Below are 24,699 nucleotides of genomic sequence, written 5' to 3' on the forward strand. Positions count from 1 at the left end.
TACTCTACGCGGCATCCGCGAGCGCCCACAGTTTTCGGAGATTCTGCATCACCGCTGCACGCGGTTTCGCTCCGCGCTCACTCGTTGCGCTCGCGCGCGACGACAGTGATGTCGACGACGACGCGGGAGATCTCGCCTCGCGATTGGGTCGCAACGCGATACGATCGAGCGGCGACCGCAGTGGAAAAGCTGTCGACAACCTGTCGAGAGATCTCGTCGTCGAGATCGCCACCCCATCGAAAAGCGAGGCGATCACAACACCTTAGGGGGATGCCGCGCCCCGCACGCGGGTCTGGATCAGGCGAGTGCGCTCGGCACGGACCCGCGTGCGCGCTACTCACGCATGGATCCCCGACCGATCGAGCGATCGGCGAATGCTGATCAAAGCGTGTTCGCGGGCGCTTGACGGCATGACTGAACGAGTGTTAGGTCAACTCACCCGTTCAGTGCAGGCGAGATTTTCCGTTCGATGCTAGAGCACCCATCAGGCTTTCCCCGCGTACGGACCCTCCTTCCAGAAACACCGGATCCTCCTTCAATTTCAGGTGTTTCTGCCGGCGCGGGGAAGCCTGATGTACCCGAGCGGTCGACCTACGCCAACGCTGGCGGCAGGTCGACCGCTCACTTTTTAGGCCAGCTCGATCACGTGGTCGCGTCGATCACGGATCTCGACGAGCTCGAGCTCGTCACGGTGCGCCGCACTCCGGCTCGCGCAGGTGTCTCGGGCGAGTGGCCAGCGTGGATCGATCAGCGCGTGCGCGAGTGCTTCGCCACGATCGGTGTCGATCGGCCCTACGCGCATCAACAGCGGGGCCTCGATGCACTCCATGCAGGACGGGATCTCGTGCTCGCAACCGCGACCGCGTCGGGCAAGTCGCTGTGCTACCAAGCTCCCGTCTTGCAGGCTGCGCTGGCAGATCCGGCCGCGCGGGCGCTGTTCTTGTTTCCGACCAAGGCGCTCGCGCGCGACCAAGTCGAGGCGTTTCGCAAGCTGGTTGGTCCCAACACACCGCTGCGAGAGTGTGTGGGTGCGGGCACCTACGACGGCGACACGCCGCCCGATCAGCGTCGCGCAGCTCGTGCGCGCGCTCACGTGATCGCGACAAACCCAGACATGATGCACCGCGCTCTGCTGCCGCATCACGATCGCTGGTCCGCGTTCTTGTCGGGGCTGCGCTACGTCGTGATCGACGAGCTACACACCTACCGGGGCGTGTTCGGCAGTCATGTCGCCAACGTGCTGCGGCGGCTGTGGCGGGTCTGCGCGTTCCATGGTTCGCGCCCGCAGCTGATCACCTGCTCGGCCACGATCGCCAACCCGCGCGAGCTCGCGTCGTCGCTGTGCGCCCGCGAAGACTTCGAGGTCATCGATCAGAGCTCGGCGCCGGTCGGTCCGCGGACCTTCGTGGTGCTCAACCCTGCGGTCGTCGATCCGCTCACGGGCGTGCGGCGTGACTACCTCAAGTGCACGCGCGCGGTGCTTGGCCGGCTGCGCGCGGCCGATCTCACCACGTTGGCGTTCTGTCGCACCCGCAAGTCGGTCGAGCTGCTCACCCGCTACCTGCGGGAGGATGAGTGTGGTGTGCACGAGCAGGGCCGCTCACCCATGCAGCCCGCCAGCGCCGCGGCGCCGCCGAGCGCACCGGTCGGGTTCAAGCCCCAGGGCAAGACCGCGAGCGGCCCGTGGGCGCGCTTGCAGCAGCAAGCGAGCGGCTCGAAAGCTCAGTTTCGCCGGCCGCCCGAGCTCGCCGGTCCGGTCGATCAAGGCGCCGTCGATCGTGCGCGCCGCACGATCCGTGGCTATCGCGGCGGGTATCTGCCCGAGCACCGCCGCGAGATCGAGGCCGCGCTGCGCGAAGGTGAGGCCAAGGTCGTCACCTCGACCAACGCGCTCGAGCTCGGCATGGACATCGGTGGCCTCGACGCGGTGGTGCTCGCGGGCTACCCGGGCACGCGCGCGGCCACCTGGCAACGCTCGGGCCGCGCCGGGCGGCGCCAGGACCCATCGCTGACGATCATGGTGCTGTCGTCGCGGCCGCTCGATCAGTTTGTCTCGGCGGCGCCCGAGTTCCTGTTTGGTGAGCCGCCCGAGCACGCGCGGATCGACGCGCTCAACCCCGAGATCTTGGTGCCGCACCTGCGCTGCGCCGCGTACGAGCTGCCGTTCGGGTTTCAGACGCCCGAGTCGGCGGACCAGCAGAGTGATCGCCAGCCATGGTGGTCGAGCTGGGGTGGGCTCGCGACCGAGGAGCTCGCGGGTGCGCTCGACTATCTCGGCGAGCGCGGCGCGCTGCTGCGCGAGCAGGAGGCAGACGGCGGCGTGCGGTTCTACGCGATCGGCACGGCGTTCCCGGCCGACGCGGTCGATCTGCGTGGCTCGCTCGAAGAGAACTTCACCGTCATCGAAGACGTCCCCGGAAGCAAAGAACACGGGCGCATCCTGGCCGAGGTCGACTTCGAAGACGGCCCGCTGTACCTGCACCCGGGCGCGATCTACCCGCTCGAGGGCAAGACCTACGAGGTCCGCCGGCTCGACTGGGACGCGCGCAAGGCCTACGTGCACGAGGCCGCCGTCACCTACTACACAGAAGCGGTCTGCAACCTGCGCGTGCGCATGCTCGAGGGCGCGCGCGCTGACGAAGGGGCGCGCGGTCCAGATGATCCCCGCCGGGCCCCGTCGGGCACTGGCTATGCGCACGTCGTGCGCGCGGTGCCTGGGTTCAAGAAGCTGCGGTTTCGGACCCACGAGAACGTCGGCTTTGGTCCGGTCAAGCTGCCGGACCTCGAGCTGCACACGATCGCCGCGTACTGGGGCTTCCCCGATCAGCTGCTGGCCTGGCTCGGCGATCCACATCGGCGCAGCAACGCCGCGCTGGCGGCTGCGCACGCGATTCGCCATGTCGCGGCGATGGTGTTGATGTGCGAGGTCCAGGATCTTTGCCACGCGGTCACGTCGGGGCTGCCCGGGCCCGAGGGGGTGACTGCGTGGGCCCCCGTCGGTCTTGGCAAGCCCTCGGCCGAGGCGTCGATGCTCGCGGGTGGGCGCCCAACCATCTACCTCTACGATGATCTGCCCGGGGGCGCGGGCCTGAGTACGCAGGCGCACGCACTGGGCCGGCCGTTCTTCGAGCGGGTGCTCGCGGTCGTGCGCGGCTGCGGCTGCGCGCATGGTTGTCCCACGTGTATTGGCACCGAGGTCGCGCTCGATCCTCTCGGCGGCATGGGTGCGGCACCGAATCCGAGCGAGCGCCACAACCCCGAGACCGTCGCGCGCAAGCACGCTCGCGCCGATCTGCTCACAACCATCCAAGCGATCGCCGACGGATTGTGTTTGTGACCCCCACAGACGGCTTCGCACTTCGCGGTCACTCGCTTCGCTCGCTCCCATCGGGCTGGCTGTTTGCGACCGCATGTGTGGCCCCCTGGAAGGGGGCTGTATATGACCCCCACAGGCGGCTTCGCACTTCGCGGTCACTCGCTTCGCTCGCTCCCATCGGGCTGGCTGTTTGCGAACGCATGTGTGGCCCCCTGGAAGGGGGCTGTATATGACCCCCACAGACGGCTTCGCACTTCGCGGTCACTCGCTTCGCTCGCTCCCATCGGGCTGGCTGTTTGCGACCGCATGTGTGGCCCCCTTGAAGGGGGCTGGATATGATCCCCTGGCGCGCGTTTGCGCAGGAACGTTTTAGATGGACTTGCTCACGCGACTTGCTCACGCTCGGGCGCTCGAGCGGCTCGACACTGGCGCGGTGGGGGAGGCGTTCGGTTCAGTCGATCGGCCCGCGCCCGTGACACCAACCGCAGCGAGGGTCCCGGAGGCGGGCGCGTCGTTCGAGCGACGGGAGGTGGTGGTGCCGCTGGCGGTGGCGCCCAGGGTTCCGCGTGGGTTTGCCGAGCGGCTGGCGACGGATCTGGCGACGGATCGGCCCGCGATGCTTGGTGGGTGCCTGGATCGGCTGGTGCTGCCCACGAGCTCGGCGTTGGCGCGTGATCTGGTCTGTCTCGGGGCCGCTCGCGGTGGGCGGCCGGTGTTCATCGACACGGAGACGACGGGGCTCGGCGGGGTCGCGCTGCCGTTCATGGTCGGCATCGCCTGGTATGGCCCAGGCAGCCTCACGGTCACGCAGTGGACCCTCTCGCGCCTGGGTGGCGAGGCGGCGCTGCTCGCCGACGTGCTCGCGACGCTGCGCAACTTGGGTCCCGATCCGCTGGTCAGCTTCAACGGCGCGAGCTTTGATCTGCCGCTGCTGCGGGTTCGGGCCCGGCGGCATGGGCTGTGTGAGCGGGTCCTCGCTGCGCGACAGGTCGACCATCTCGACCTGCTGGTGCCCGCGCGGCGGCTGCACAGCGGGTTCGGACCGGACTGCCGGCTCGGTACGCTCGAGCGCGATCTGCTGGGTCTGCGGCGCCGGGGCGACATCGACTCGGCGGAGATCCCCGCGGTGTACTGGCGGTGGCTGCAAGCGCCCGACGATCTGCACGCCCAGCGCCGGCTGCAGGCCGTGCGTGACCACAACGTGGTCGATCTCGCCAGCTTGCCTGCGCTCGCGGCCACGCTGGCCCGCACGATCCGCGAGCCCGAGGGGCTCGAGCGGGCCCGCCGGGCGGCGCGGCACTTCGCCAAGCTCGGCGCCCACGATCAGGCCCGGCTGTCGCTCGCGCGCTTCGTCGAGCCTGGCCTCGCGCGCGCGCAGCAGGGGCAGGCGCTGGCGAAGGGCTGGCGAGAGGCCGCGCTCGAGCTCGCGGAGCTCGAGCGGCGGGGCGGCACGCGCGAGCGCGCCGCGGTGCTGTGGAGGGCGGCGTGGCGGCAGGAGCCCAGCTGTCCGGTCAGCAGTGAAGCCTGGGCAAAGCACCTCGAGCATCACGCGCGGGACTTCGGCGAGGCGCTGCGCGTCGCTCGGGCTTCGCGCTTGGCGTGTCCCCGGCGGATCGCCCGACTCGAGCGCAAGCTGGCCGGCGTCCACGCGGCGGCCGGCGCCGATCGAGTGGCACCCGAGCGAGCGACGTGCTCCAAGCCAGCGCCGATCCCCGAGCCAGCGCCGATCTCCGAGCTCCCCGAACTCGCAACGCTCCCCCAACCCGCCGAGCCCGCCGAGCTCCTCGAGCCCGCCGAGCCCGCCGAGCCACTGGGGGCGCCACGCTCACCCGCGCGCGTCGAGCCGCGCCCCGAGCCGCGCCTGGCCCACTCACCCCGCACCGCCCGCTCGACCCTGTTGAGCGTGGCCGAAGACGGGTCGGGCGCCAGGCGGCGCTATCGGTTGCTGCGCTGACGGACGTGGTACCTTCGCCGCACCGCATGCATCAGCCCCGGAGAACTCGACGGCCTGCGCAGGCTCGCGCGCTCGCGCTGGCGCTGTCGTTCGCGTCGGTCACCAGCGCGTCGGGCTGCATGAGCCTCACGCCGCAGCTGCACCCCACCGATATCGAAGCGCTCGAGCAGCTCGAAGATCGAGGTGAGCGCGAGCGCGCCTACGACGACAACGCGATCATCCGCAAGGGCGACGCCCGCGGGGTCCGCTACACCAAGGGCAACCAGCTCGGCGCGCGTCCGCGTGGCTGGCAGTCGCTGGATCTGATCCTTCGCTCCGATCGCAATTCCGCGGCGGCGCTGCCCGAGAAAAAAGTCCGCGCCGCGCGGGTGCTGACCGGCTTCGTGATCGCCAGCGCGATCGTGCTGGTGGGCGGCATCGCCTCGTCGGCCCGCGAGGGGCTCGAGCTCTCGCGGCTGTCGGGCACCAGCGCGGTCCTGCTCGGCGGCGGGATCGGCACGATCGCGTTTGGGATCGCGACGGGCGTGGTGTTCAACCAGGCTCGGGTTGGCTACGAGGGCGCGATCGACATCTACAACGACAGCCTCGCGCTGCGCCTGGGCATCTCCGATGCGGAGGGCGCCTACCGCCCGCCTCCGGGGGTGCTGATCGACGAGGAGGGCTTCATCATCCTCGACCAAAAAGAGCTGTCCACGCCGGAGTTTCGGCCCAAGCCGCCGCCGCCGGTCGAGCCGCCGCCGCCCGCTCCGATCGTCCCCGTTCCGTCCGAGGGCGTCAGCGAAGACGCCGAGGGCGAGCCGTCGCCGGCCGCGGAGCCGACTCCAGAGCCGGCCCCAGAGCTGTCCCACGCGGCGCCAACATCGGGCGGTGGCCTGCTGGGACCCGCGCGCAGCCTCGCACTTCGACAGTCGCTGCCGATCTACTGACGCGCGAACGCCCGCCTCAGCGAGCGCGCGGCTGCGAGCGCGGCTGGGGGGCCTTGACCTGAGCCGCTGCTGCGCAATCATGCGACCGCGTGCGAGGTTCATTGTTAGCACTCTTTGTTGTGGTGGCCGCGGGCTGCACCAACGCCGCCGGTCCCGAGCAGCCGATGTCGGGCAGGCAGACCTACGAGCAACAGTGCGCGCGCTGTCACGGTCTCGACGGCCGCCCGACCAAGGCTTCGCCGACCGCCCGCGACCTGACCAACCGCAGCTACATCGAGTCGCTGGGCGACGTCCAGATCCGCGCGGCGATCATGCAGGGCCGGCCCGCGATGGTGGCCCCGGGCCAGGAGAAGCTGATGCCCGCGTTTGGCAATCAGTTCTCCGAGCCCGAGCTCAACGTGTTGATCGGCTACGTGCGCAGCCTCTCCGATCCAGAGCTGGGCCCGGAGAACCTGACGCCCGAGGCAGTGGGCGCGCGTCCGCTGGCGGACGACGGACGCACCGGCGAATGAAGCCCCTGCACACGACCGAAGGTTGAGCCGCTTGCATGGGCGACGATGATCGCGTCGAGCTGTGCTGGCCGGGGAAGTACGTCGATGGGGTCCGGGCGCCGCTCGTCGATCACGGCGCGGAGCTGATCGAGCGTGAGCGGCTCGGCGCCGCGACGCCACCCGGGACGCCCGCCAACCGCCTGATCCGCGGCGACAACCTGCTCGCGCTCGAGGCGTTGGTCCGCCGCGCGCCACACAGCGTCGACCTGGTCTACATCGATCCGCCCTTCGCGACCGGCAATCGCTTCGCGCTGCTGCGGCGGATCGGCGACAAGCGCGAGGGCACCGACGCGCAGCTGCGGCTGCCGGCCTTCGACGACGCCTGGGACGGCGGCCTGGCCGGGTTCTTGCGCATGCTGGATCCGCGCCTGCGGCTGATCCACCAGCTGCTGTCGCCAACCGGGAGCCTGTATGTCCACGTGGATCCAACCGTCGGTCACGCGGTCAAGCTGCTGCTCGACGAGATCTTTGGGCCGGGCTGTTTTCAGCGCGAGATCGTGTGGCGGATCGGCTGGATCTCGGGGTTCAAGACCACGGCCCGCAACTGGATCCGCAACCACGATCTGATCTTTTTCTACACCAAGGATCCGCGCGAGTTCACCTTCAACAAGACCTGGGTGCCGCACCCCAGCAGCTACGAGCGCCGCGCAGGCACGGCCGCCAAGGCCCCAGGGGTCGCGATCGAAGACGTGTGGAACGCCGGGGCAGGGGAGCTCGAGCTCAGCGGCCGCGAGTCGCTCGACTCGATCCAGATCAAGAGCTTCTCGCGCGAGAAGACCGGCTGGGCCACGCAGAAGAACGAGTCCTTGCTGCGGCGGATCATCGCGGCGTCGAGCGACCCTGGCGATGTGGTCGCGGATCTGTTCGCGGGCTCGGGGACCACGGGAGTGGTCGCGGCCGCGCTCGGGCGCGCCTTCGTGGTCTGCGATCACGCCGACGCGGCCGTGCAGATCGCCCGCAATCGCTTGATCGACGCCGAGGTCGGGTTCGAGCTGCTCGAGGTCGATCACCGCGAGCGAGAGCTAAAGCTGCAGGGTGTCGCGCCCGCGCAGCTGCAGGCGTGGATGCTCGACCAGCTCGGCGGCGAGCTGGTCGAGCTCGGGCCGTTCATGGGGCGTCGCGGCGACGTTGGTCTGGCGCTCGGGATGCCGGGCGAGCCGGTCACCGCCGCGAGGATCGAGCAGCTGGTGATCGCCGCGCGCGAGCACCAGCTGGGCGCGGTCGAGCTGGTGGCGTTCGAGTGGGCCGGCCCCGATCTCGCGGGCGAGGCCGCGACCGCCGACCCTGGTGATCCGCTGCTGGTCCCGATCCAGGTTGGCCGCGGGCTGTTCGAGCCCAGCGTGCGGGCGACGGCGTGGATCGACGGCGGGGTGGCGGTCTGCGAGCGGCCCGAGCTGGTGGTCGAGGTCGCCGAGCTCGACGACGCGCGGATGACCATCGAGCTCGTCGACGTTCGCCTGCGACGACCGCAGCACCTGCCCGACGCGCTGCGCTCGCGGGGGTTCGCGGAGCGCGTGCTCGGCTGGTCGCTGGCCGACGCCGCGACGCCCACCCAGCCGATGTTCGTGGCCGTGCGCGGGCGCGGCGGGCTCTCGCTGATCGCCGAGCTGCCGCGGACCCGCGCCGCGCTGATCCTCGCGGTCGAGGACATCTGCGGGCACCGTCACGTCCGCTTGCTCGAGCCCCGATTGCGATGACGACGTCGGAGCAGCCCTCGCAATCAATCTAGCGCTCGCGTGGCGCGAGTGGTGGCGCGCTCGGGGATCGGCCAGCGGCGACCGCCGACCTCCAGCTGGGGTCGATCGTCGGGCTCGTCGCTCACAAACCACGCGCTGAGATCGATCGCGGCCGTGTTGCTCAGCCGCACGCCCAACGGTCGACCGCTCCCGCGAGCGGGAACGCTGCAGCGCAGGCCCGCGCCAGGCTCTTCACACAGTGTCTGCGGATCCAGGGGCAGCCGACGGCCGTCGTCGAGCAGCAGCTGCGGGCGCTGCTCGTCGGGCCGGGTGGGCTGCTCGATCCGGACCGCGCGGAGCGGCAGATCGGCGAGCTTCAGGTACACCCACTTGCCCTCGAGCCCGAGCGTGACCTCGCCCGCCTCGGTCGCGTCGAGGTTGTCGCGAAACATCCGCACGATCCCCGGGTGCGTGATCGGATCGCCCTCGAAGCTGAAGTTGCCCTGGCGATCCATGTGCAGCGGGAAGCCGCGGCGCAGCTGCTCGAGCTTGCGCGGATCGAGGCCGGATAGACCGGTGTCACCGGCCGCTGGCGGGGCTTGGGTGGGGCTCTCCTGGCCTCGTGGATCGGACAGGTCGCGCACGTGGACTCGATCATAGGTGGTGCTGCGCGAGGCGCAAACGCATATCCGGTGGAAACAACCAGGCGCGATCCCAGCCGATGCCGGGCCTCTCGCCTGGTCTGGCGGATGGCCGACCGTGCGGCCCAACCGCAGGGTTTGCGTGTTTTACCATCACCGCGTTGACCGACGATCTTACAATCGAAGCGACCTCTGCCGGCTTGGCGTTCCAGCGCACCCTCGTCGGTGACGTGACCCAGGCGACGGGTGACGCCGACCACGCCGAGTCACTCCACTCGACCCAAGCAGCCGATGCGACCCAAGGAGCCGTCATTCAGCCGCCGCGCGATCAGGTGAGCTCGCGGCGGGGCAGCAAGGCGCCCGAACGCCTGGGCCGCTACTTGGTGCTCGACGTGCTCGGCCAGGGCGGCATGGGGGTGGTCTACACCGCCTACGATCCCCAGCTCGATCGCAAGGTCGCGATCAAGCTGCTGCGATCGAGCGCCTCGCCCACCGCTCACGATCGGCTGATCCGCGAGGCTCAGGCGATGGCCAGGCTGTCGCATCCCAATGTGGTCCCGGTGTTCGACAGCGGCACGGTCGACGACCAGGCCTTCGTGGTCATGGACCACGTCCCAGGCGAGCCGCTGAGCGCGTGGATGCAGCGGCCCCACGGGTGGCGCGAGGTGGTCGAGGTGTACATCGCGGCCGGGCGCGGGCTCGCCTACGCCCACGGACACGACATCGTTCACCGCGACTTCAAGCCCGACAACGTGCTCGTCAACGAGACCGGCGCGCGGCGGGTCCAGGTCCTCGACTTTGGCCTGGCCAAGAGCCTCGAGGTCGGGGTGGCGCGCGGTGAACGACCACTGGCGCTGGCCGCCGTGGACCGAGCACCGGACCAAACCAACATCGAAGCGACTGCGGTCGACGATCCCAATGAGTCAAACGTCGACTCGCGGCTGGTCGGCAACAGCAAGCTCGAAGTTCAGATCACGCGGGTGGGCACGGTCATGGGCACGCCCGCCTATATGTCGCCCGAGCAGCACCGCGGCGAGTCGGTCGGGCCGAGCAGCGATCAGTTCAGCTTCTGCGTGGCGCTGTACGAGGCGCTGTGGGGCCGCCGGCCGTTCGCGGGCGACACCCTCGCGACGATCGTCCGCGCGGTCGTCGACCACGAGCTGATCCCACCACCGAGCGGGTCGACGGTCCCGGGCTGGGTGTGGCCGATCCTCGCGCGCGGGCTCAGCCCCGACCCGGCCGCGCGGTGGCCGAGCATGGACGCGCTGCTGGCCGCGCTCGCCGTCGATCCGCGCGAGAGTCGGCGGCGGCGCGCGGCGGTTGGCGCGGCGCTGGTGGTGCTGGTCGGGTCGGTGGCCTGGGGGCTGTCCCAGGCGCCCGAGCAAGTCGCGGCCGCGCCCACGTGCGAGGGCGCCCAGGCGGCGCTCGAGCAGGTCTGGGGCGAGTCGGGTCGGGCTGCGATCGCGCACCGCTACGCGGGCCTCGACGCGGCGTGGGCCGAGCCCGTCGGCGCCGAGGTCGAGCGCCAGCTCGACGCCTGGGGTCAGCGGTTCACGGCCGGGCGGACCCAGGCGTGCGCGGCCACGCAGATCCACGCCGAGCAGTCGGCCGAGCTGATGGATCTGCGCATGGCCTGCTACGCGCGCAAGCTCGGCGAGCTCGAGCCGGTCGTCGCGCTGCTGCGAGACGGTGACGAGGCGCTGCTCGGCAAGGGGGTCGAGCTGGTCTCGTCGCTGCCGCTGCTCGAGGTCTGCGACGATCCGGCGGGCCTGCGCGCGGTGACGGCGCTGCCTGCGGATCCCGAGCGGGCGGCGACGGTGGCCCGGGTGCGCGCCAGCCTGGCGACCGCGCGCTCGCAGGGGTTCGCGGGCCAGTCACAAGCGGCGCTCGAGCAGGTCGAGGGCTTGCGAACCGACGCCGAGTCGGCCGACTACGCGCCGCTGATCGCCGAGCTCGAGCTGCGCCGTGGCGCGCTGCTGCAGGCGACCGGCAAGCATGACGAGGCCAAGCTCGAGCTCGAGCGCGCGGCCGTGAGCGCGATCGCGGTCCGCGATGACGACCTCGCCGGGATCGCGCTCGAGGAGCTGGTCGAGCTGGTCGGCTACACCGACAGCGACTACGCGGGCGGGATGCGCTGGGCCCGGCTCGCGCAGGCGCTGCTGGATCGATCCCCGAGCCCCAGCAAGCGGCGCCGGGCCGAGCTGGCTGAGCAGCTGGGCATGACGGAGTTCGCCGCCAATCACTTCGACGCCGCGCGCGAGCACATCCAGACCGCGCTCGAGCTCGACGCCGAGCTCGACGGCCCCGAGCACCCGTCGCTGGCCAACCCGATCAACGTGCTCGGTGGCATCCAGCTGCGCACCGGTGAGTACGCCAAGGCCGGCGAGCTGTTTGCGCGGGCCTTGAAGATCACCGAGCGGGCCTACGGGCCGACCCACCCGCAAGCTGCGTTTCCGCTGAGCAACCTCGCGCTGGTCTACGAACGATCCGCGCAGTTCGACGAGGCCGCCGACATGTTCCGTCGGGTCATCGCGATCCTCAGCGCGGCCAACGGTGAGGGCCACCCCAACGTGGGCCTGAGCAAGATGAACCTCGGCGGGATCTTGTTGCTCGCCAACCGGCCCGACGAGGCAGGACCCGAGCTGGTCCGCGCGGTCGAGATCCTCGAGCAGAGCGTGGGCCCGGATCATCAGCTCGTCGCGCGGGCGCTGACGATGCGCGGGGATCAGGAGCGGGCCGTGGGCCAGCTCGATCAGGCGATCGCCAGCTATGAGCGCGCGGTCGAGATTCGGGTCGCGACGCTCGGGCCGGACCATCCCGACCTCGCGCTGTCGAAGCTCGGGCTCGGGCGCACCATGCTGGAGCTCGACCGCGTGGACGCGGCGGTCGAGCTGCTCGAGCGGGCGGTGGCGCTGCTCGACACCGAGGACGCCGATCCGATCGATCGCGGGCTCGCCCGGTTTGCGCTGGCCCAGGCGCTCGCTGCTGCGGGGGCGCGCGAGCGGGTCGCCGGGCTGCTCGATTCAGCGCGGGCAGACTTCGCAACCGGAGGCGTGCGGGCCGAGGCCGACCTCGCGCAGCTCGAGGACTGGGCCGCCAAGATCAGCGCTCGCTGAGTGAACGGGCGCGGTTCGGCGGGTTGCGCGGCCGCTCGACCGGCGCGCGCCGCAGCCCGACGCAGTGTGCTATCAACCGCGCCCGTGAGCCTCGTTGTCTTCGAGAAAGTTTCGCTTGGCTTCGGCCAGAAGACCATCGTCAATGAGCTCGATCTGCGGATCGGCGACGGCGAGCGGATCGGCCTGATCGGGGCCAACGGCTCGGGCAAGTCGACGCTGCTCAAGCTGCTGTCGGGCGACGCCAAGCCCGACAGCGGGCGGATCACCTGCGCGCGCGGGCTCGAGATCGGCTGGCTGCCCCAGGACATCGCGGTCGAGGGCGGGCGCTCGCTGCTCGAGTTCGTGCTCGCCAGCGTCCCGGGCCGGGAGCTGCTCGGCACCCGGATCGAGCAGACCGAGGCTGAGCTGGCCGCCGTCCAGGCCGAGGTCGAATCCGACGCCCGGCCGATCGACGACGAAGAGCTGATGGAGCTGGCCACCCGCCTGGCCGAGCTGCACGAGCGCGCGACCCACTTCGAGATGCACTACTCGGAGCACGAGGCGCTGAAGATCCTCTCGGGTCTGGGGTTCGCGCCCGCCGACCAACAGCGTGACCTGGGCGAGCTCAGCGGCGGCTGGAAGATGCGCGCGGTGCTGGGCTCGCTGTTGTTTCAGCGCCCCGATCTGATGCTGCTCGACGAGCCCACCAACCACCTCGACATGCCGTCCGTCGCGTGGTTTGGCGACTTCTTGCAGCGCTACCGGCGAAGCTTCCTGCTGATCTGCCACGACCGCGAGTTCCTCGACGAGCAGATCGATCGGGTCGTGACCTTCGAGCCAGAGGGCGTCCGCCAGTACCGGGGCAACTATCAGGCCTACCAGCGCCAGCGCGAAGAAGAAGAGATCATCCTCGAGAACAAGGCCCGCAACCTCGGGCGCGAGCGCGAGAAGGCCGAGCAGTTCATCGATCGGTTCCGGGCCCAGGCCAACAAGGCCAAGGCGGTCCAGAGCCGGGTCAAGGCGCTCGCCAAGCTCGACGACGTGGTGGTGTTCGAGAAGCGCAAGGTCATGCGCTTCACGTTCCCGCCCTGCGATCGGGCCGGTCATGAGGTCGTGAAGATCCGCGGGCTCAAAAAGGCCTACTCGACCCCGGAGCGGGGCGATCACGTGGTGTTCCCTGGCCTGGATCTGAGCGTCAGCCGCGGCGACAAGATCGGCATCATCGGGATCAACGGCGCCGGCAAGACCACGCTGTTGCGGATGATCGCCGGCGAGATCAGCCACGACGCCGGCGAGCTCGAGATCGGTCACAAGGTCACGCCTGGCTACTACGCCCAGCACCACGCCGAGTCGCTGCACCGCGAGCTGACCGTGTTCGAGGAGGTCGCCCAGCAAGACCCCCACGCCGGGCAGACCCGGGTGCGATCGATCTTGGGCGCGTTCTTGTACTCGGGCGACGACGTCGACAAGAAGATCGCCGTGCTCTCGGGCGGCGAGCGGGCCCGGGTGGCCCTGGCCAAGCTGCTGATCAAGCCGGGCAACCTGTTGTTGATGGACGAGCCGACCAACCACTTGGATCTCGAGTCGAGCGAGAGCCTGGCGGAGTCGCTGAGCACCTACGACGGCACCGTGCTGTTCGTCAGTCACAACCGCAGCTTCGTGCGCAAGCTGGCCACCAAGATCTGGAACGTCCACGACGGCACCGTGGAGATCTACCCGGGGACCCTGGACGAGTACCTGGCGAGCGCGCGCGAGCGCGGCGAGGCGCTCGAGGCCGTGGCCGACGGCAAGGCTGGGCCGACCAAGCAGCCGCAGTCGGCCGGCGCGGCGACGCCGTCGCCGTCCCAGTCGCCGTCGTCATCGTCATCGTCATCGTCGGCCGCGCCCGCGCAAGCGGACGGCGGGGCCAAGCGCGATCGGGCGGGCGAGCGCGAGCGCAAGCGCAAGGAAGCCCAGGATCGGGCCGCGCGAAACAAGCGACTCAAGCCGCTGCAGCGGCAGGTCGCCGATCTCGAGGCCCGGATCGTCGAGCTCGAGCAGGCTCAAAAGCAGCGCTCGGTCGAGCTCGCGGATCCGGCCGTGTACGAGGACGCCGAGCGGCGCGGGGTGCTGCTCGACGACTACCAGGCAGCGGCCGCCAAGCTCGAGGAGCTGAGCGGGCGCTGGGAGCTCGCTTCAATGGAGCTCGAGGAGCAGCTCGAAGAGCTGGAGACCTGACGGCCCGGGACCGGGTCAGCCTTCGAGCTTGCCGCCGAGTCGCACGACTTGCTTCTTCGCGCTCTTGGCGTGGCGGCCATCGGGCTCGAGCTCGAGGTACGCGACGTAGGCCTCGAGCGCGCGCGGCAGGTTCTCGTTGGCCTGCTCGACCGTGGCCACGGTGATCCAGCAGAACGCCTGGGCAGGATCGGACTCGACGCAGGTGTTGGCGGTGGTCAGCGCCTCTTCGAGCTTGTTGTTCTCGAGGTGGGTCTGCGCCAGCAGCGAGAGCGTGCGGCCTTCCTTGGGGACCTTGGCCAGGACCTCGTCGATGATGACCCTGGCGTCGTCGTACTTCTGCCGGTTCACCAAGCTGGTGGCTTCGGCGACCTTCTCCTCGAGGACCTCCGGATCGATCGCCGGCGGCTCGGGCTCGGGCTCGGGCTCGGGCTCGGGTTTGGGCTCGGGCTTGGGCTCGGGCGTCTCGACGTCCGCGATCTCGGTGGCGTCGTCGGGCGCAGTCGCCTCGTCGCCGCTGGGCCCGAACAGCGTGTCGCGGAACGCGAACGCGAGGACCAACACCAGGCCACCCGCGACGGCGGCGATCGGCACCCACGGCAGCTTGCGCGGCGCTGGCGAGGCCGTCATCGTGCCCAGGCTCGCGCCGAGGTCGCCAGCGGACAGGCTCGCGTCGTCGTCGTCGTCGTCGTCATCGAAGTCGTCGTCGAAGTCGTCGTCGTCGTCGAAGTCGTCGTCGAGATCGTCCTTGGGCGGGGCGGCCCTCGGCGCGGTGGCGTCGGCGATGTCTTCCGGTGCTGCCGCGGGCTCGGCGTGCGCGGATGGCCGCTCGAGCGCGGGCTCGGACCCGCGGCGGCGCTTGCGGTGCCTGCCGGACTGCGCGGCGACCGGGATCTCGGCGTCGTCGAGGCTGGGCTCGTCGTCGAACTCGTCGTCGTCGAACTCGTTGCCGAACCCGCCGTCGACGAACTCGTCCTCGGTGGGCGCCGACGAGACCGGCGCCGACACGGGCGCAGACGAGGCAGTTCGCGGCGGCTCGGTGGGGCTCCACCCGGATCCGGGAGTTGGCTCTGCCTGCGCCGGGGGCCACGCGGGCTCGGCGGAGGGCGCCCAATTTGGCGTAGGTGTCGCCTGAGGGCTGGCGGGCGCGGCTTCCCAGGCCGCGGGGGCTGCTGGAGCTGGGCCTTGACTGGGTCGCACGGGCGGCACCGACCAGGCCGGCATCTCCGGCTCGGGGGCTCGCGCGGTCTGCTGGGCGCGCTGCTGTGGCGTCAGCCACTCGGGCGCGCGCCAGACCGAGTCGCTCCCGGCCGCCTGCGGCTCCGGGTTGGACTGGATGTCGGCGCTCAGTGGCGGGCGCCATGCCGGCCCGGGCGCAGCAGTCTTGGGGCCGCTCTCTTCACGGATGTTGCCGGGAGTCCAGCGGGGCGACGAGCGCGGCGCGGGCTGGCCGAGCACCCGCCCGGGCATGGGGGCGTCGGCTGCAGCATCTGCCGCCAGATCTGGCTGGGCCGACCAGTCTGGCTCGGCGGTCACACCAGCCGTCGGCTTCAGCCCCGGGTACGGCCCTGGGGACTCGTACGGTGGAGCGTAGCGAGGCTCTGCCTGGGGACGCCCATCAAACTCGACGCTGCCGGCCGCGCGACCGGTGCCGTCGGGCGCGACGACGCTCGGCTGGTGCGGCTCGCTCGGGATGTCGCGCGTGGACGCACGCCGTCGCGGTGGCCGAGCTGGCGGCGACGCGGGTCGTGCGTCGCGGTCGAGTTGACGCGTGACCTCGCGAGTGATCTGCTCGGTCAACGCCGCGAGCTCACCACCTGCCCCGAGACCTGACCACGCAGGACGCTGGGACGGATCGAGCCACTCGCTGCAGAACCGGCACTTCACGGCCGCTGCCTGAATCTTTTCACCGCAGAAGGGACAAGGCTTCACTTCCCGCGGAACGTATCACACCGCCCGGCTGGGCCGCACCAAGTGTGCGCGGCGAGCTGCGATTTGGCGCGGCTTGCATACCTGGTCGCCTGCGCACTGTGCACCGGGCGGGAGCCTGCGCTGGGGCCTCGCGGTGGCGTCGCGGGCAGGTGCGTGAGCGGGTTCACGCGGGGCGGCCTGCTGGCACGGCGGCTGATCGGAGGTATCCGTCCCGGACTGATGCCAACTGATTTCACACCCATCGCCGCCCTGGTCGGCGGCGCACTCATCGGGCTCGCGGCCGCGGTGATGCTCGTGCTCAACGGCCGCATCACGGGGATCAGCGGAATTATCGGAGGTCTGCTCGAGCGCGACGATCGGGCGTGGCGCGGTATGTTCGTGATCGGGATGCTGCTCGGCGGGGTCGCCCTGCAGGCCCTGGTGCCGGCCACGATCCCGGGCGCCGCGACCGACTCGCTCCCGCTCCTGGCCGTCGCGGGCTTGCTCGTGGGCTTTGGCACGCGCATGGGCGGCGGCTGCACCAGCGGGCACGGCGTCTGCGGGATCTCGCGGCTGTCGACTCGTTCGATCGTCGCAACCGGGACCTTCATGGTCACCGCGATGGTCACCGTTGGCCTCGCGCGTCACGTGCTGGGAGGTCTGTCGTGAACCCGTCCACGCGATCGCTGCTGGTGGCGCTGGGCTGCGGCCTGCTGTTCGCGGTTGGGCTCGGCGTCGCGGGCATGACCAACCCCCACAAGGTCTTGAACTTTCTCGACGTGTTCGGGGACTGGGACCCCAGCCTCGCGCTGGTGATGCTCGCGGCGATCTTGGTCTACGCGCCGGCCTACCAGCTGTCCAAGCGCCGAGCCGCGCCCAAGCTCGGCGCCCGCTTCCACTGGCCGACCAGCAAGGACGTCGACAGCAAGTTGATCGCGGGCGCGGTGATGTTCGGGGTTGGCTGGGGGCTCGCCGGGTATTGCCCCGGGCCCGCGGTCGTGGCCGCGACCGTGGGGAGCGGGCCCGTGCTGGTGTTCGCCGCCGCGATGGTCGCGGGCATGTTCGTGCACAGGCAGATCGGGCGCGGGCGCGGGCGCGGGCGCGACGGCCAGGCGAGCTCGGGTTCGTAACGGTCTGGCCCGGCCACTCGTGGGCCGGGCATGACCGACACATCGAACTCCACCCACGCAGACATCGTGATCCTGGGGGCCGGCCTTGGGGGCCTGGCGACGGCGGCGAGCCTGGCCCGCGCGGGGCAGCGCGTGATCGTCTGCGAGCGCGCGAGCACACCCGGCGGTCGTGGCCGCACCCACCAGCGCGAGGGCTTCTCGCTCAACGTGGGCCCACACGCGCTGTATCGCGGCGGCGCGGCCAGCGAGCTGCTGCGTGAGCTCGCGGTCAAACCCAGCGGCAAGCGACCGAGCGGCGCGGGGGTGCTGATCCGCGACGACCTCGAGCACACGCTGCCGGGGACGCCGCTGTCGATGCTCTCGACCACCGCGCTGTCGCTCCGCGGCAAGCTGGGGTTGGCTCGGTTCTTCGCGCAGCTGCCCCGGGTCGACGCCGCGCAGCTGCGTGGGATCAGCTGCTCGCAGTGGCTGGCGGAGCAGCCGCTGGACCCGCAGCTGCGCGAGTTCCTGGCCGCGATGATCCGGCTCGCAACCTACTGCGGCGAGCTCGAGTCGCTCAGCGCCGACGCGGGGGTCGAGCAGCTGCGCAGCGCCCTGGCAGGCGTCCTGTACCTCGACGGCGGCTGGGCCCAGCTGGTCGACGCGCTGCTCGATCGCTGCGCAGCCGCGGGGGTCGAGCTGCGTACGAACACCCGGGTCACAGCGATCGCGCGGGCGGACCCGGATCACGCGCGCCGCTGGGCGGTGCAGCTCGACGGATCCGACGCCCCGCTGAGCTGTGATCACGTCGTCGTCGCGAGCGGCCCCCGGATCGCCGATCAGCTGCTAGCCCCGGTGCTCGGCGAGCCCAGGTTCGAGGCCGCGACCAGGCGCTGCAGCGCCGCGACCCTCGACCTCGGCCTGCGCGGCGAGTGGCGGGGGCCGAGCTTCGTGGTCGACCTCGACGAGCCGATCTATCTATCGGTCCACTCGAAGATCGCCAAGCTCGCGCCGCCGGATCACACGCTGGTCTCGCTGGCCTGGTACCGACGCGGCGATCAGCCGCGCTCGGCCGCGCAGCTGCGCGAGCGCCTCGAGCGGTTCGCTCGCAGGTGGCTGCCCGACCTCGAGTCGGCCCTGGTCGTCGATCAGTTCTTGCCCGACATCACGGTGGCCCACGACATTGCCCAGCCCGAGCGCGGCGGTCTGCCGGGTCGCGCGACGGCCAACCTCGGTGACGGGCTGCACCTCGTTGGCGACTGGGTCGGCGATCGCGGCATGCTGCTCGACGCCGTCATGGCCAGCGCCGCGAGCGTATCCACGCAGATCCTGAGCGAGCGGACACCCGCGCGGGCCAGCGCCTGAGCCCATTCAGGCGTAGCGCAGCGGGTTGTAGCAGACCGACACGTAGGGATCGTAGTAGGTCACGAAGCGCAGCGGCTTCGACTCGTCGGCGGCCGGGAAGAAGTCGGTCGACAGCAAGAAGTTCTGCAGATCCTTGCGCGAGACCTTCTTGCCCTTCCACGGCTTGCGGTGCTTCTCGTACAGGTTGACCCACTTGGCGATCGTGGTGTCCGGCAGCTCGAGCATGTCGAGCCGCTCGCGGACCAGCCCCGCGAGCACCTGGCCGGTCTCGGTCAGCGGCTCGGGCGGATCGAGCTCGTCGATCTCGCCCGCGGTGGTCGCCCCCAGATCGTGGGTGACCCACCAGGTCAGCCCGGCGGCGCCGCTGACGACCGCCGCGCCGCCGATCGTCATGGCCAGGAAGCTGCGCCGCGTGGGCTTGGGCGCCGCGGCCGGGACCGGGATGCCGCCGCCGGGGGGATCCTGCAAGTTGGTGTCGTCGCTGGTCATGGCGTCCTCACGCGAACATTCGCCGAGCCGAGCGCAGCGACAGCGCCGCGATCGTCAGCGAGGGGTTGGCGACCGAGCCGGTCGTGAAGCTGCTGCCGCCCAGCACGTACAGGTTGCGCAGCTTGTGGTGCCGCTGCTCTCCGTCGACCACGCTGGTCGCGGGATCGCTGCCCATCCGCGCGGTGCCCAGGATGTGGCCCTCGCTGTCGCGGGGGGTGCCCACGCTGATCTTCTCGACCGGCAGGCCCGCGAACATCTGCTCGAGATCCGCGGCGAAGCGATCGACCGCCCGCTGGGCGTAGTCCGAGTGCTTGGCGTAGATCGTGATCGGCTTGCTGGGATCGCGGCGGTCGACCTCGACCCGGTTGGCTGCCTGGGGCAGGTCCTCGAACACCCCGGTCACGCGCATGTTCTGCCGCCACTTGCCCTTGGCGATCCGCAGCCACGTGCGGGTGAAGGTCTCGAGCAGCAGCGCCGCGCGCTCGCGTCGGTGCTCGCCGCGGGCAAACCGATAGTGGTGGCCGGTGCAGCTGGTGCTGCCGTTGAACCCGTCGACCCCCTCGAAGTTGATGAACCCGGCCACCCCGACCTGCTCGTGCAGGTAGCGGCCGACCACCCCGTCGTCGAGATCCGAGCGCAGCAGGATGTGCGGGTTGAAGATCGCGTTGGCGCCCAGGGCGACCAGCTCACCCGTGGCCGACGCGTCCTTGCGCGACGCGATCGCCTCGCGGGTGCCGTGCAGCTCGGGGTCTTCCTGCAGCCACTCGACCCCGGTGGCGACGCCGTCGGCCGAGGTCACGGACTGGACCACGGCCCCGAGCTTCAGCTCGACCCGGGGATCCGCGTAGATGTGCGCGAGCCCATTTTGCACGGTGAACTTGGCGTCGACCGGGCAAAAGTTACACACGAAGTTGGTGCAGCAGCTGGCTCGATCCGTGCTGACGTCGGGCCGCGGCGGGGTGTGGGCGCGGGCGGTCGGGCACACGTAGAAGTCGTCGCCGTGACGAGCGAGCAGCAGCTTCTCGGGGTTGGACAGCTCGTGGGGCGCCTGCGGGTACGGGCGGCTGCGGACGAAGGGCGTGTGATCGCTGGGCCCCGAGATCGTCATGAGATCCTCGGCGTCGCAGTAGAACGGCTCGAGCTCGTCGTAGCTGATCGGCCAGTCCATGCCCTGGCCGTAGCGCGAGTGCAGCTGGAAGTCCTCGGGCAGCATCCGCGGCGTGTTGCCGTACCACATGTTCGACGTGCCCCCGAAGGTCGGCGCGTACCACCACGGCTTCTTGTCTTTGCGCTTGAAGCTGTTGTTGCCGATCTTCTGCAGCCCAAACCGCAGCGAGACCAGCTCCGCGTGCGGGCGCTTGCGGCCCCGCTCGAGCACGAGGATCTTGGCCTCGGGCTTGGCGTGGCGCAGGTACTCGTGCAGGAAGAACGACGACGCGAAGCTCGTGCCAACGAGGATGAGGTCGTAGGACGCCACGTGGGCGGGAGTGTAGGGCAGTTTTTGGGCGAGACACAGAGCCTAGACCTGCAAGGCCAGGCTCAGGTTTTCCAGCTCGTCGCGGAGCTCGCCCAGCCAGCCCTCGACCGTGACGGGCTCGCGGGGCGGCGAGCTGGCGAGCTTCGCGTAGAACCCATTGACCCGCTTCAACGCCGACCGGACGCGGCTGCGCACCGTGGGCTCGGGCAGCCCCTGCAGCTCGGCGATCTCGCCGGCCGTGAGCTTCTGCCAGAAATACAGCTCGAGCAGCTCTTGGTCGGCGAGCGGGAGCTCGCGCAGCGCGTCGAGGACCATTCGATGCGACTCGCCCTTGGCCATCAGCGAGGACATGCGCCCGCCGTCGACGTCGGCGACCGAGTGCTCCATCGGATCGAAGCGGCCCGCGCGTTGCTTGGCGCGCAGGTGCTCGAGCAGGATCATCCGCGCGACCCCGAACAAGAACACGCGAAACGAGGACGCGCCGCGGTAGCTGTCGCGCTTGCTCGACAGCCGCATGAACGTCTCCTGGACCAGATCTTCATGCTCGGCCGGCGCCTTGTTCAGGAAGTAGCTGCGGATCGCCATGAAGTAGCGACCCGCGAGGGTGTCGCCGGCCTGCATGTCACCACCGCGCCACCGGTCGAGGAGCTCAGCGTCGGTGGCTGCGGCCATTCATCGGTTTTATCGCCAACGGGCCGGCGAGGCCATGCCCATGCGCTCGCGCGCTCACGGTCGGTCCGGGAGCGCGCCCTTGGGCTTGGCCTCGATGTAGACCTTCTTCTTCTTGGTCTCCGCCGCGTTTTGAGCGGTCACCGTGACCTCGAGCGGGTCGGTGGTCGCCTCGCTGATCTCGCAGTCGACACCGCGCGCGCCTGCAGCCCAGCTGACCGTCTCGCCCTCGGCGTCCATGTGCGTGACGCTGAGCTGCCAGCCCGCGAGGCCTGCGATCTCGAAGGTGATCGCGTCGGCGTCGCTGCGGGCCACCAGTTGCTCGTTGTGATCGCTCAGCTCGTGGGTGCCATGGCGCAGCCGCACCTGGTTCGCGGTGTCGAGGTAGGCTTCTAGGATCACGGAGGTGACGTCTTGGAGTTCGAGTGCCATTGTTTGCTCGTGGTTCGTGGGGGTTAGGGGTTGTCGTGTTGGGGAGCTCGAGCTGGGTCGCTGGCGCACGCCGAGGTCGGACCCGCGTCGCGCCAGGCTTGGTAGGTTGCGAGCAGCTCGTCCTCGGCCGCGCGCATGCGATCTTCGAGGGCGTCGCGTCGCGCGTGGGCGCTGTGGCAGCGTTCCACGCGCTCGAGCCACTCGATCCAGCTGCGCTGCAGGTTGAACTGGACCGTCAGCGACAGCGCCTCGGCCCCACGCTCGGCCGCGAGCAGCAGGGTCTCGCCGCGCGGATCTCCGGCGATCGCCAGCGCGATCCCGGCGACCCGCTGGATCCGAACCGTGTCGGCGACGCTGGCGTCCGTGCGCTCGTTCAGCGCGGTCAGGGCCCGCTCGGTCCACGCCAGGGTCAGCGGGGTGTCCTCGAGCTCGAGCGCGATCGCAACGAGCAGCTCGAGCGCGTCGAGCCGCTCGGCCTCGGTCCCGTGCGCGACGATGAACTCGAAGTGCTGCAGGCCCTCGCGCAGCTCGCTGGGATCCTCGCTGGCGTAGGCGATCAGGCCGAGATCACGCTCGAGCTGGATCCGGTTGCGGTAGCTCGGCGGCAAGCCAGCCTGATCGACCACAGCCACAGCCTGCGAATAGGCTTGCCGGGCGTGGGCGAGCTCGTCGAGGTCTTGGTAGTTGGCGCCGATGTTGATCAACGACTTGAGCGCCATGGTCGGCTGCCCGGCCGCGATGAAGATCGCCTTGGCCTGGTGATGCAGCGCGATCGCGGCGGCATGTTGGCCGCGCGCGCGCTCGGACATGCCGCGCGCCTCGAGCAGCTCGGCCCTTCGCGGATCAGTGGTAGCGAGCTCGAGCGCGAAGGCCAGGGGCTCGGCGCGCTCGACCTGCGCGAGGGCGTCGTCCGCCGCGTCTGAGCCCTCGCCAAACGCCAGCAGCTTGGCCCGCAGCGTCCACGCTGGCAGCAACACATCGATGAACTCGGTGCCCAGCGCGTGCAGCTCGGCGCGCGCGAGCTCGGCGATCGCCGCGTCCGCGTCGCCAGCGAAGGCCGCGACCTCGGCCCGGCTCGCGTGGCCCACGGCCAGCTCCGCCGTGAAGCTGCGCGAGTCCATGCCCCGCGCGCGGGTCAGGGCGGCGTCGGCCAGCGTGAACGCGCCGTCGATGTCACCAAGCAGGACGCTCGCGCGGGCCTGCTCGCCGAGCCGCCAGACCTCCGGATCGACCGGCTGCGACGGTCGAAACGCGCAGTAGTCCCGACCCTGTGCAGAGCTGGGTGGGACCAGGCGGGCGAGCAAGTCGGGGGCGCGAGCGAGCGACTTGGCGTCACCGCGCTCGACCAGCAGCTCGACGTGCGCGCCCAGCCGCTCACGCCAGGCGTCGAGGCACGCGCGCGCGGTCGCGTGCGTGGCCGGGGCCGCCTCGCCCTCACACGTGGCCGCGGCGGCCAGCTTCCACGCGGCGGCCAGCTCGTCGAGCGTCGCGATCGCATAGGCGGTCGCGGTCGGGTCGACGCCCGCGTGGACGGAGAAGGCCCGGCGCTGGGTCGGGCCCCACGCGCGATCGAGCTGGGCGATGAAGTCCTCGCAGGTCTCCGCGGGTGGCAGCTCGGGCGCGGGTGACAGCACCCGACCCAGCACGAGCGCGGCCGCCAGCGACGAGCCGAGTCCGAGCCCGAGCGCGAGCCGACGCCCGCGCCCGCGCCCCCGCTCGAGCGCGTCGATCAGGGCGTTCATGCTCGGCCAGCGGTCGCCGGGATCGCCAGCGAGCCCCCGGATCAGCAGCGGACGCAGCCACCGCGGGAGCGCCTCGGCGCCGCTGGGCCCCGCCTTCATGCCGGCTTGCAAGCTGCTGACGGTCCGGCCCTCGAACGGCCGTGCGCCGGTCAGCGCCTCCCACATGGCCACGCAAAACCCGAACTGATCGCTGCGTGCGTCGGCGCTGCGGCCCTCCAGCTGCTCGCTCGACATATACGGCAGCGTGCCCAGCAAGGTCCCCGCGCGGGTCATCTGAGGCAGCTGCGCGCGGGCCGTGTCGAGCGTGCTCGTCGATCGGCCCGCGTCCAGGGTCGCGCCCGCTGCCTGGTCGGCCCGTGTCGGCGCCTGCGTGAGGGTGGGCTCGAATTCGCGGCTGCGCTCGAGCGCCGCGACCGGGCTGAGCTCGGTCCGCAGCGCGGCCGCGATCCCAAAGTCGAGCACGCGGACCAGACCATCGGCGCCAACGATGACATTGTCTGGCTTGAAGTCGCGGTGGACGACCCCGACCGCGTGGGCGGCCGCGAGCCCCCGCGCGGCCTGCAGGTAGGCGTCGAGCAGCTCCGCGCGCCCGCGGGTCGGCTCGCGCTGCCACTCGCGCAGCGTCGGCCCTGGCACGAATTGCATCGTGAAGTAGGTCTGCCCCGCGTGACTGCCGACGTCGTGGATCTTGATGACGTTTTGGTGGTCCACCCGGGCCAGCGCGAGCGCCTCACGCTCGAGGCGGGCCTGCAACATCGCCGGATCGACGGTCGAGCTGGCCCGAACCACCTTGAGCGCGACCTGCCGCTCGAGCCGGCGATCATGCGCGAGGTGGACCTCACCCATGGCCCCGCGACCGAGCGTCTGCTCGACCGAGTAGCGCGCGTCGATGAGCGGGGCCGGCTCGTTGGAGAAGCCAAGCTTGCGGCGGAGTCGGTCGAACTCCGCCATGGCCGCGCTGGGCCGCGCCGACCCGGGCGCTCGGTCGACGCTGTCACGGATGTCGTCGCCTGGCTCGGTCAAGCTTCGTCCCTCGCGCAGCCTAGCAAAAACGCCGCGCCACCACTGAGTGACCGCCGCCAGCCAAACGATTGACGGTCACCTCAAAAACCGACGACCGGTCACACGACTC

The 24,699-nt window shown here is 70.6% G+C and carries 17 protein-coding genes; 10 read left to right on the forward strand and 7 right to left on the reverse strand.

What is annotated here, in order from left to right:
• The first annotated feature begins 646 nt into the window (after positions 1 to 646).
• The 5 genes from ENSA7_RS12575 to ENSA7_RS42230 all read left to right on the forward strand — a co-directional run bounded on the left by ENSA7_RS12575 (position 647) and on the right by ENSA7_RS42230 (position 8,444).
• Positions 647 to 3,337, forward strand: coding sequence for a DEAD/DEAH box helicase (locus ENSA7_RS12575; protein WP_181233683.1), 2,691 nt, complete (start codon positions 647 to 649; stop codon positions 3,335 to 3,337).
• 352 nt (positions 3,338 to 3,689) lie between these two features.
• Positions 3,690 to 5,270: a ribonuclease H-like domain-containing protein gene (locus ENSA7_RS12580; RefSeq protein WP_106089514.1), complete on the forward strand. Its 1,581-nt coding sequence runs from the start codon at positions 3,690 to 3,692 to the stop codon at positions 5,268 to 5,270.
• Positions 5,271 to 5,296: 26 nt separating this feature from the next.
• The gene (locus ENSA7_RS12585; protein ID WP_146157631.1) at positions 5,297 to 6,196 is read left to right on the forward strand and encodes a hypothetical protein; all 900 of its coding nucleotides are present in this window, start codon (positions 5,297 to 5,299) and stop codon (positions 6,194 to 6,196) included.
• A 122-nt stretch (positions 6,197 to 6,318) separates the two neighbouring features.
• Entirely contained in the window at positions 6,319 to 6,708 is a 390-nt protein-coding gene (locus ENSA7_RS12590) for a c-type cytochrome (protein WP_146157632.1), read from the forward strand.
• Between the two features lie 35 nt (positions 6,709 to 6,743).
• Positions 6,744 to 8,444, forward strand: coding sequence for a DNA methyltransferase (locus ENSA7_RS42230; RefSeq protein ID WP_146157633.1), 1,701 nt, complete (start codon positions 6,744 to 6,746; stop codon positions 8,442 to 8,444).
• A 23-nt stretch (positions 8,445 to 8,467) separates the two neighbouring features.
• On the opposite strand, the gene ENSA7_RS12600 is transcribed toward ENSA7_RS42230, so the two are convergent.
• Positions 8,468 to 9,067, reverse strand: coding sequence for a hypothetical protein (locus ENSA7_RS12600; RefSeq protein WP_106089517.1), 600 nt, complete (start codon positions 9,065 to 9,067; stop codon positions 8,468 to 8,470).
• Between the two features lie 158 nt (positions 9,068 to 9,225).
• Between ENSA7_RS12600 and ENSA7_RS12605 the strand changes: the two genes are divergently transcribed.
• Both ENSA7_RS12605 and ENSA7_RS12610 read left to right on the forward strand, forming a co-directional pair.
• On the forward strand, positions 9,226 to 12,180 hold the full coding sequence (locus ENSA7_RS12605; protein WP_181233684.1) for a serine/threonine-protein kinase: 2,955 nt from the start codon (positions 9,226 to 9,228) through the stop codon (positions 12,178 to 12,180).
• Positions 12,181 to 12,264: 84 nt separating this feature from the next.
• Positions 12,265 to 14,376, forward strand: coding sequence for an ABC-F family ATP-binding cassette domain-containing protein (locus tag ENSA7_RS12610; RefSeq protein ID WP_106089519.1), 2,112 nt, complete (start codon positions 12,265 to 12,267; stop codon positions 14,374 to 14,376).
• 15 nt (positions 14,377 to 14,391) lie between these two features.
• Here ENSA7_RS12610 and ENSA7_RS42235 read toward each other — a convergent pair whose 3' ends face one another.
• Positions 14,392 to 16,305, reverse strand: a complete 1,914-nt coding sequence (locus ENSA7_RS42235) for a tetratricopeptide repeat protein (protein ID WP_146157634.1) — start codon at positions 16,303 to 16,305, stop codon at positions 14,392 to 14,394.
• A 219-nt stretch (positions 16,306 to 16,524) separates the two neighbouring features.
• Between ENSA7_RS42235 and ENSA7_RS12620 the strand changes: the two genes are divergently transcribed.
• The 3 genes from ENSA7_RS12620 to ENSA7_RS12630 are packed head-to-tail and all read left to right on the forward strand — an operon-like array spanning position 16,525 to position 18,758.
• Entirely contained in the window at positions 16,525 to 16,953 is a 429-nt protein-coding gene (locus tag ENSA7_RS12620) for a YeeE/YedE family protein (protein WP_106089521.1), read from the forward strand.
• Positions 16,950 to 17,414 (forward strand): DUF6691 family protein, encoded by a 465-nt coding sequence (locus tag ENSA7_RS12625; RefSeq protein WP_181233685.1) that lies wholly within the window; start codon positions 16,950 to 16,952, stop codon positions 17,412 to 17,414. Before ENSA7_RS12620 ends, ENSA7_RS12625 begins: the two co-directional genes overlap by 4 nt.
• A 30-nt stretch (positions 17,415 to 17,444) precedes the next feature.
• On the forward strand, positions 17,445 to 18,758 hold the full coding sequence (locus ENSA7_RS12630) for a phytoene desaturase family protein (protein ID WP_106089522.1): 1,314 nt from the start codon (positions 17,445 to 17,447) through the stop codon (positions 18,756 to 18,758).
• Between the two features lie 6 nt (positions 18,759 to 18,764).
• On the opposite strand, the gene ENSA7_RS12635 is transcribed toward ENSA7_RS12630, so the two are convergent.
• From ENSA7_RS12635 to ENSA7_RS12655, 5 genes are read right to left on the reverse strand one after another with little or no spacing between them, the layout of a single operon-like run.
• On the reverse strand, positions 18,765 to 19,247 hold the full coding sequence (locus ENSA7_RS12635) for a twin-arginine translocation signal domain-containing protein (protein WP_106089523.1): 483 nt from the start codon (positions 19,245 to 19,247) through the stop codon (positions 18,765 to 18,767).
• Positions 19,248 to 19,254: 7 nt separating this feature from the next.
• The gene (locus tag ENSA7_RS12640; protein WP_106089524.1) at positions 19,255 to 20,724 is read right to left on the reverse strand and encodes a GMC oxidoreductase; all 1,470 of its coding nucleotides are present in this window, start codon (positions 20,722 to 20,724) and stop codon (positions 19,255 to 19,257) included.
• Positions 20,725 to 20,766: 42 nt separating this feature from the next.
• Complete coding sequence (locus ENSA7_RS12645) at positions 20,767 to 21,396, reverse strand: RNA polymerase sigma factor (protein WP_106089525.1); 630 nt, start codon at positions 21,394 to 21,396, stop codon at positions 20,767 to 20,769.
• A gap of 54 nt (positions 21,397 to 21,450) precedes the next feature.
• Complete coding sequence (locus ENSA7_RS12650; protein WP_146157635.1) at positions 21,451 to 21,825, reverse strand: hypothetical protein; 375 nt, start codon at positions 21,823 to 21,825, stop codon at positions 21,451 to 21,453.
• Positions 21,826 to 21,848: 23 nt separating this feature from the next.
• Entirely contained in the window at positions 21,849 to 24,590 is a 2,742-nt protein-coding gene (locus ENSA7_RS12655; protein ID WP_106089527.1) for a serine/threonine-protein kinase, read from the reverse strand.
• Between the last annotated feature and the right edge of the window lie 109 nt (positions 24,591 to 24,699).

The sequence above is a fragment of the Enhygromyxa salina genome (genome assembly GCF_002994635.1).
GTDB lineage: Bacteria > Myxococcota_A > Polyangia > Nannocystales > Nannocystaceae > Plesiocystis > Plesiocystis salina_B.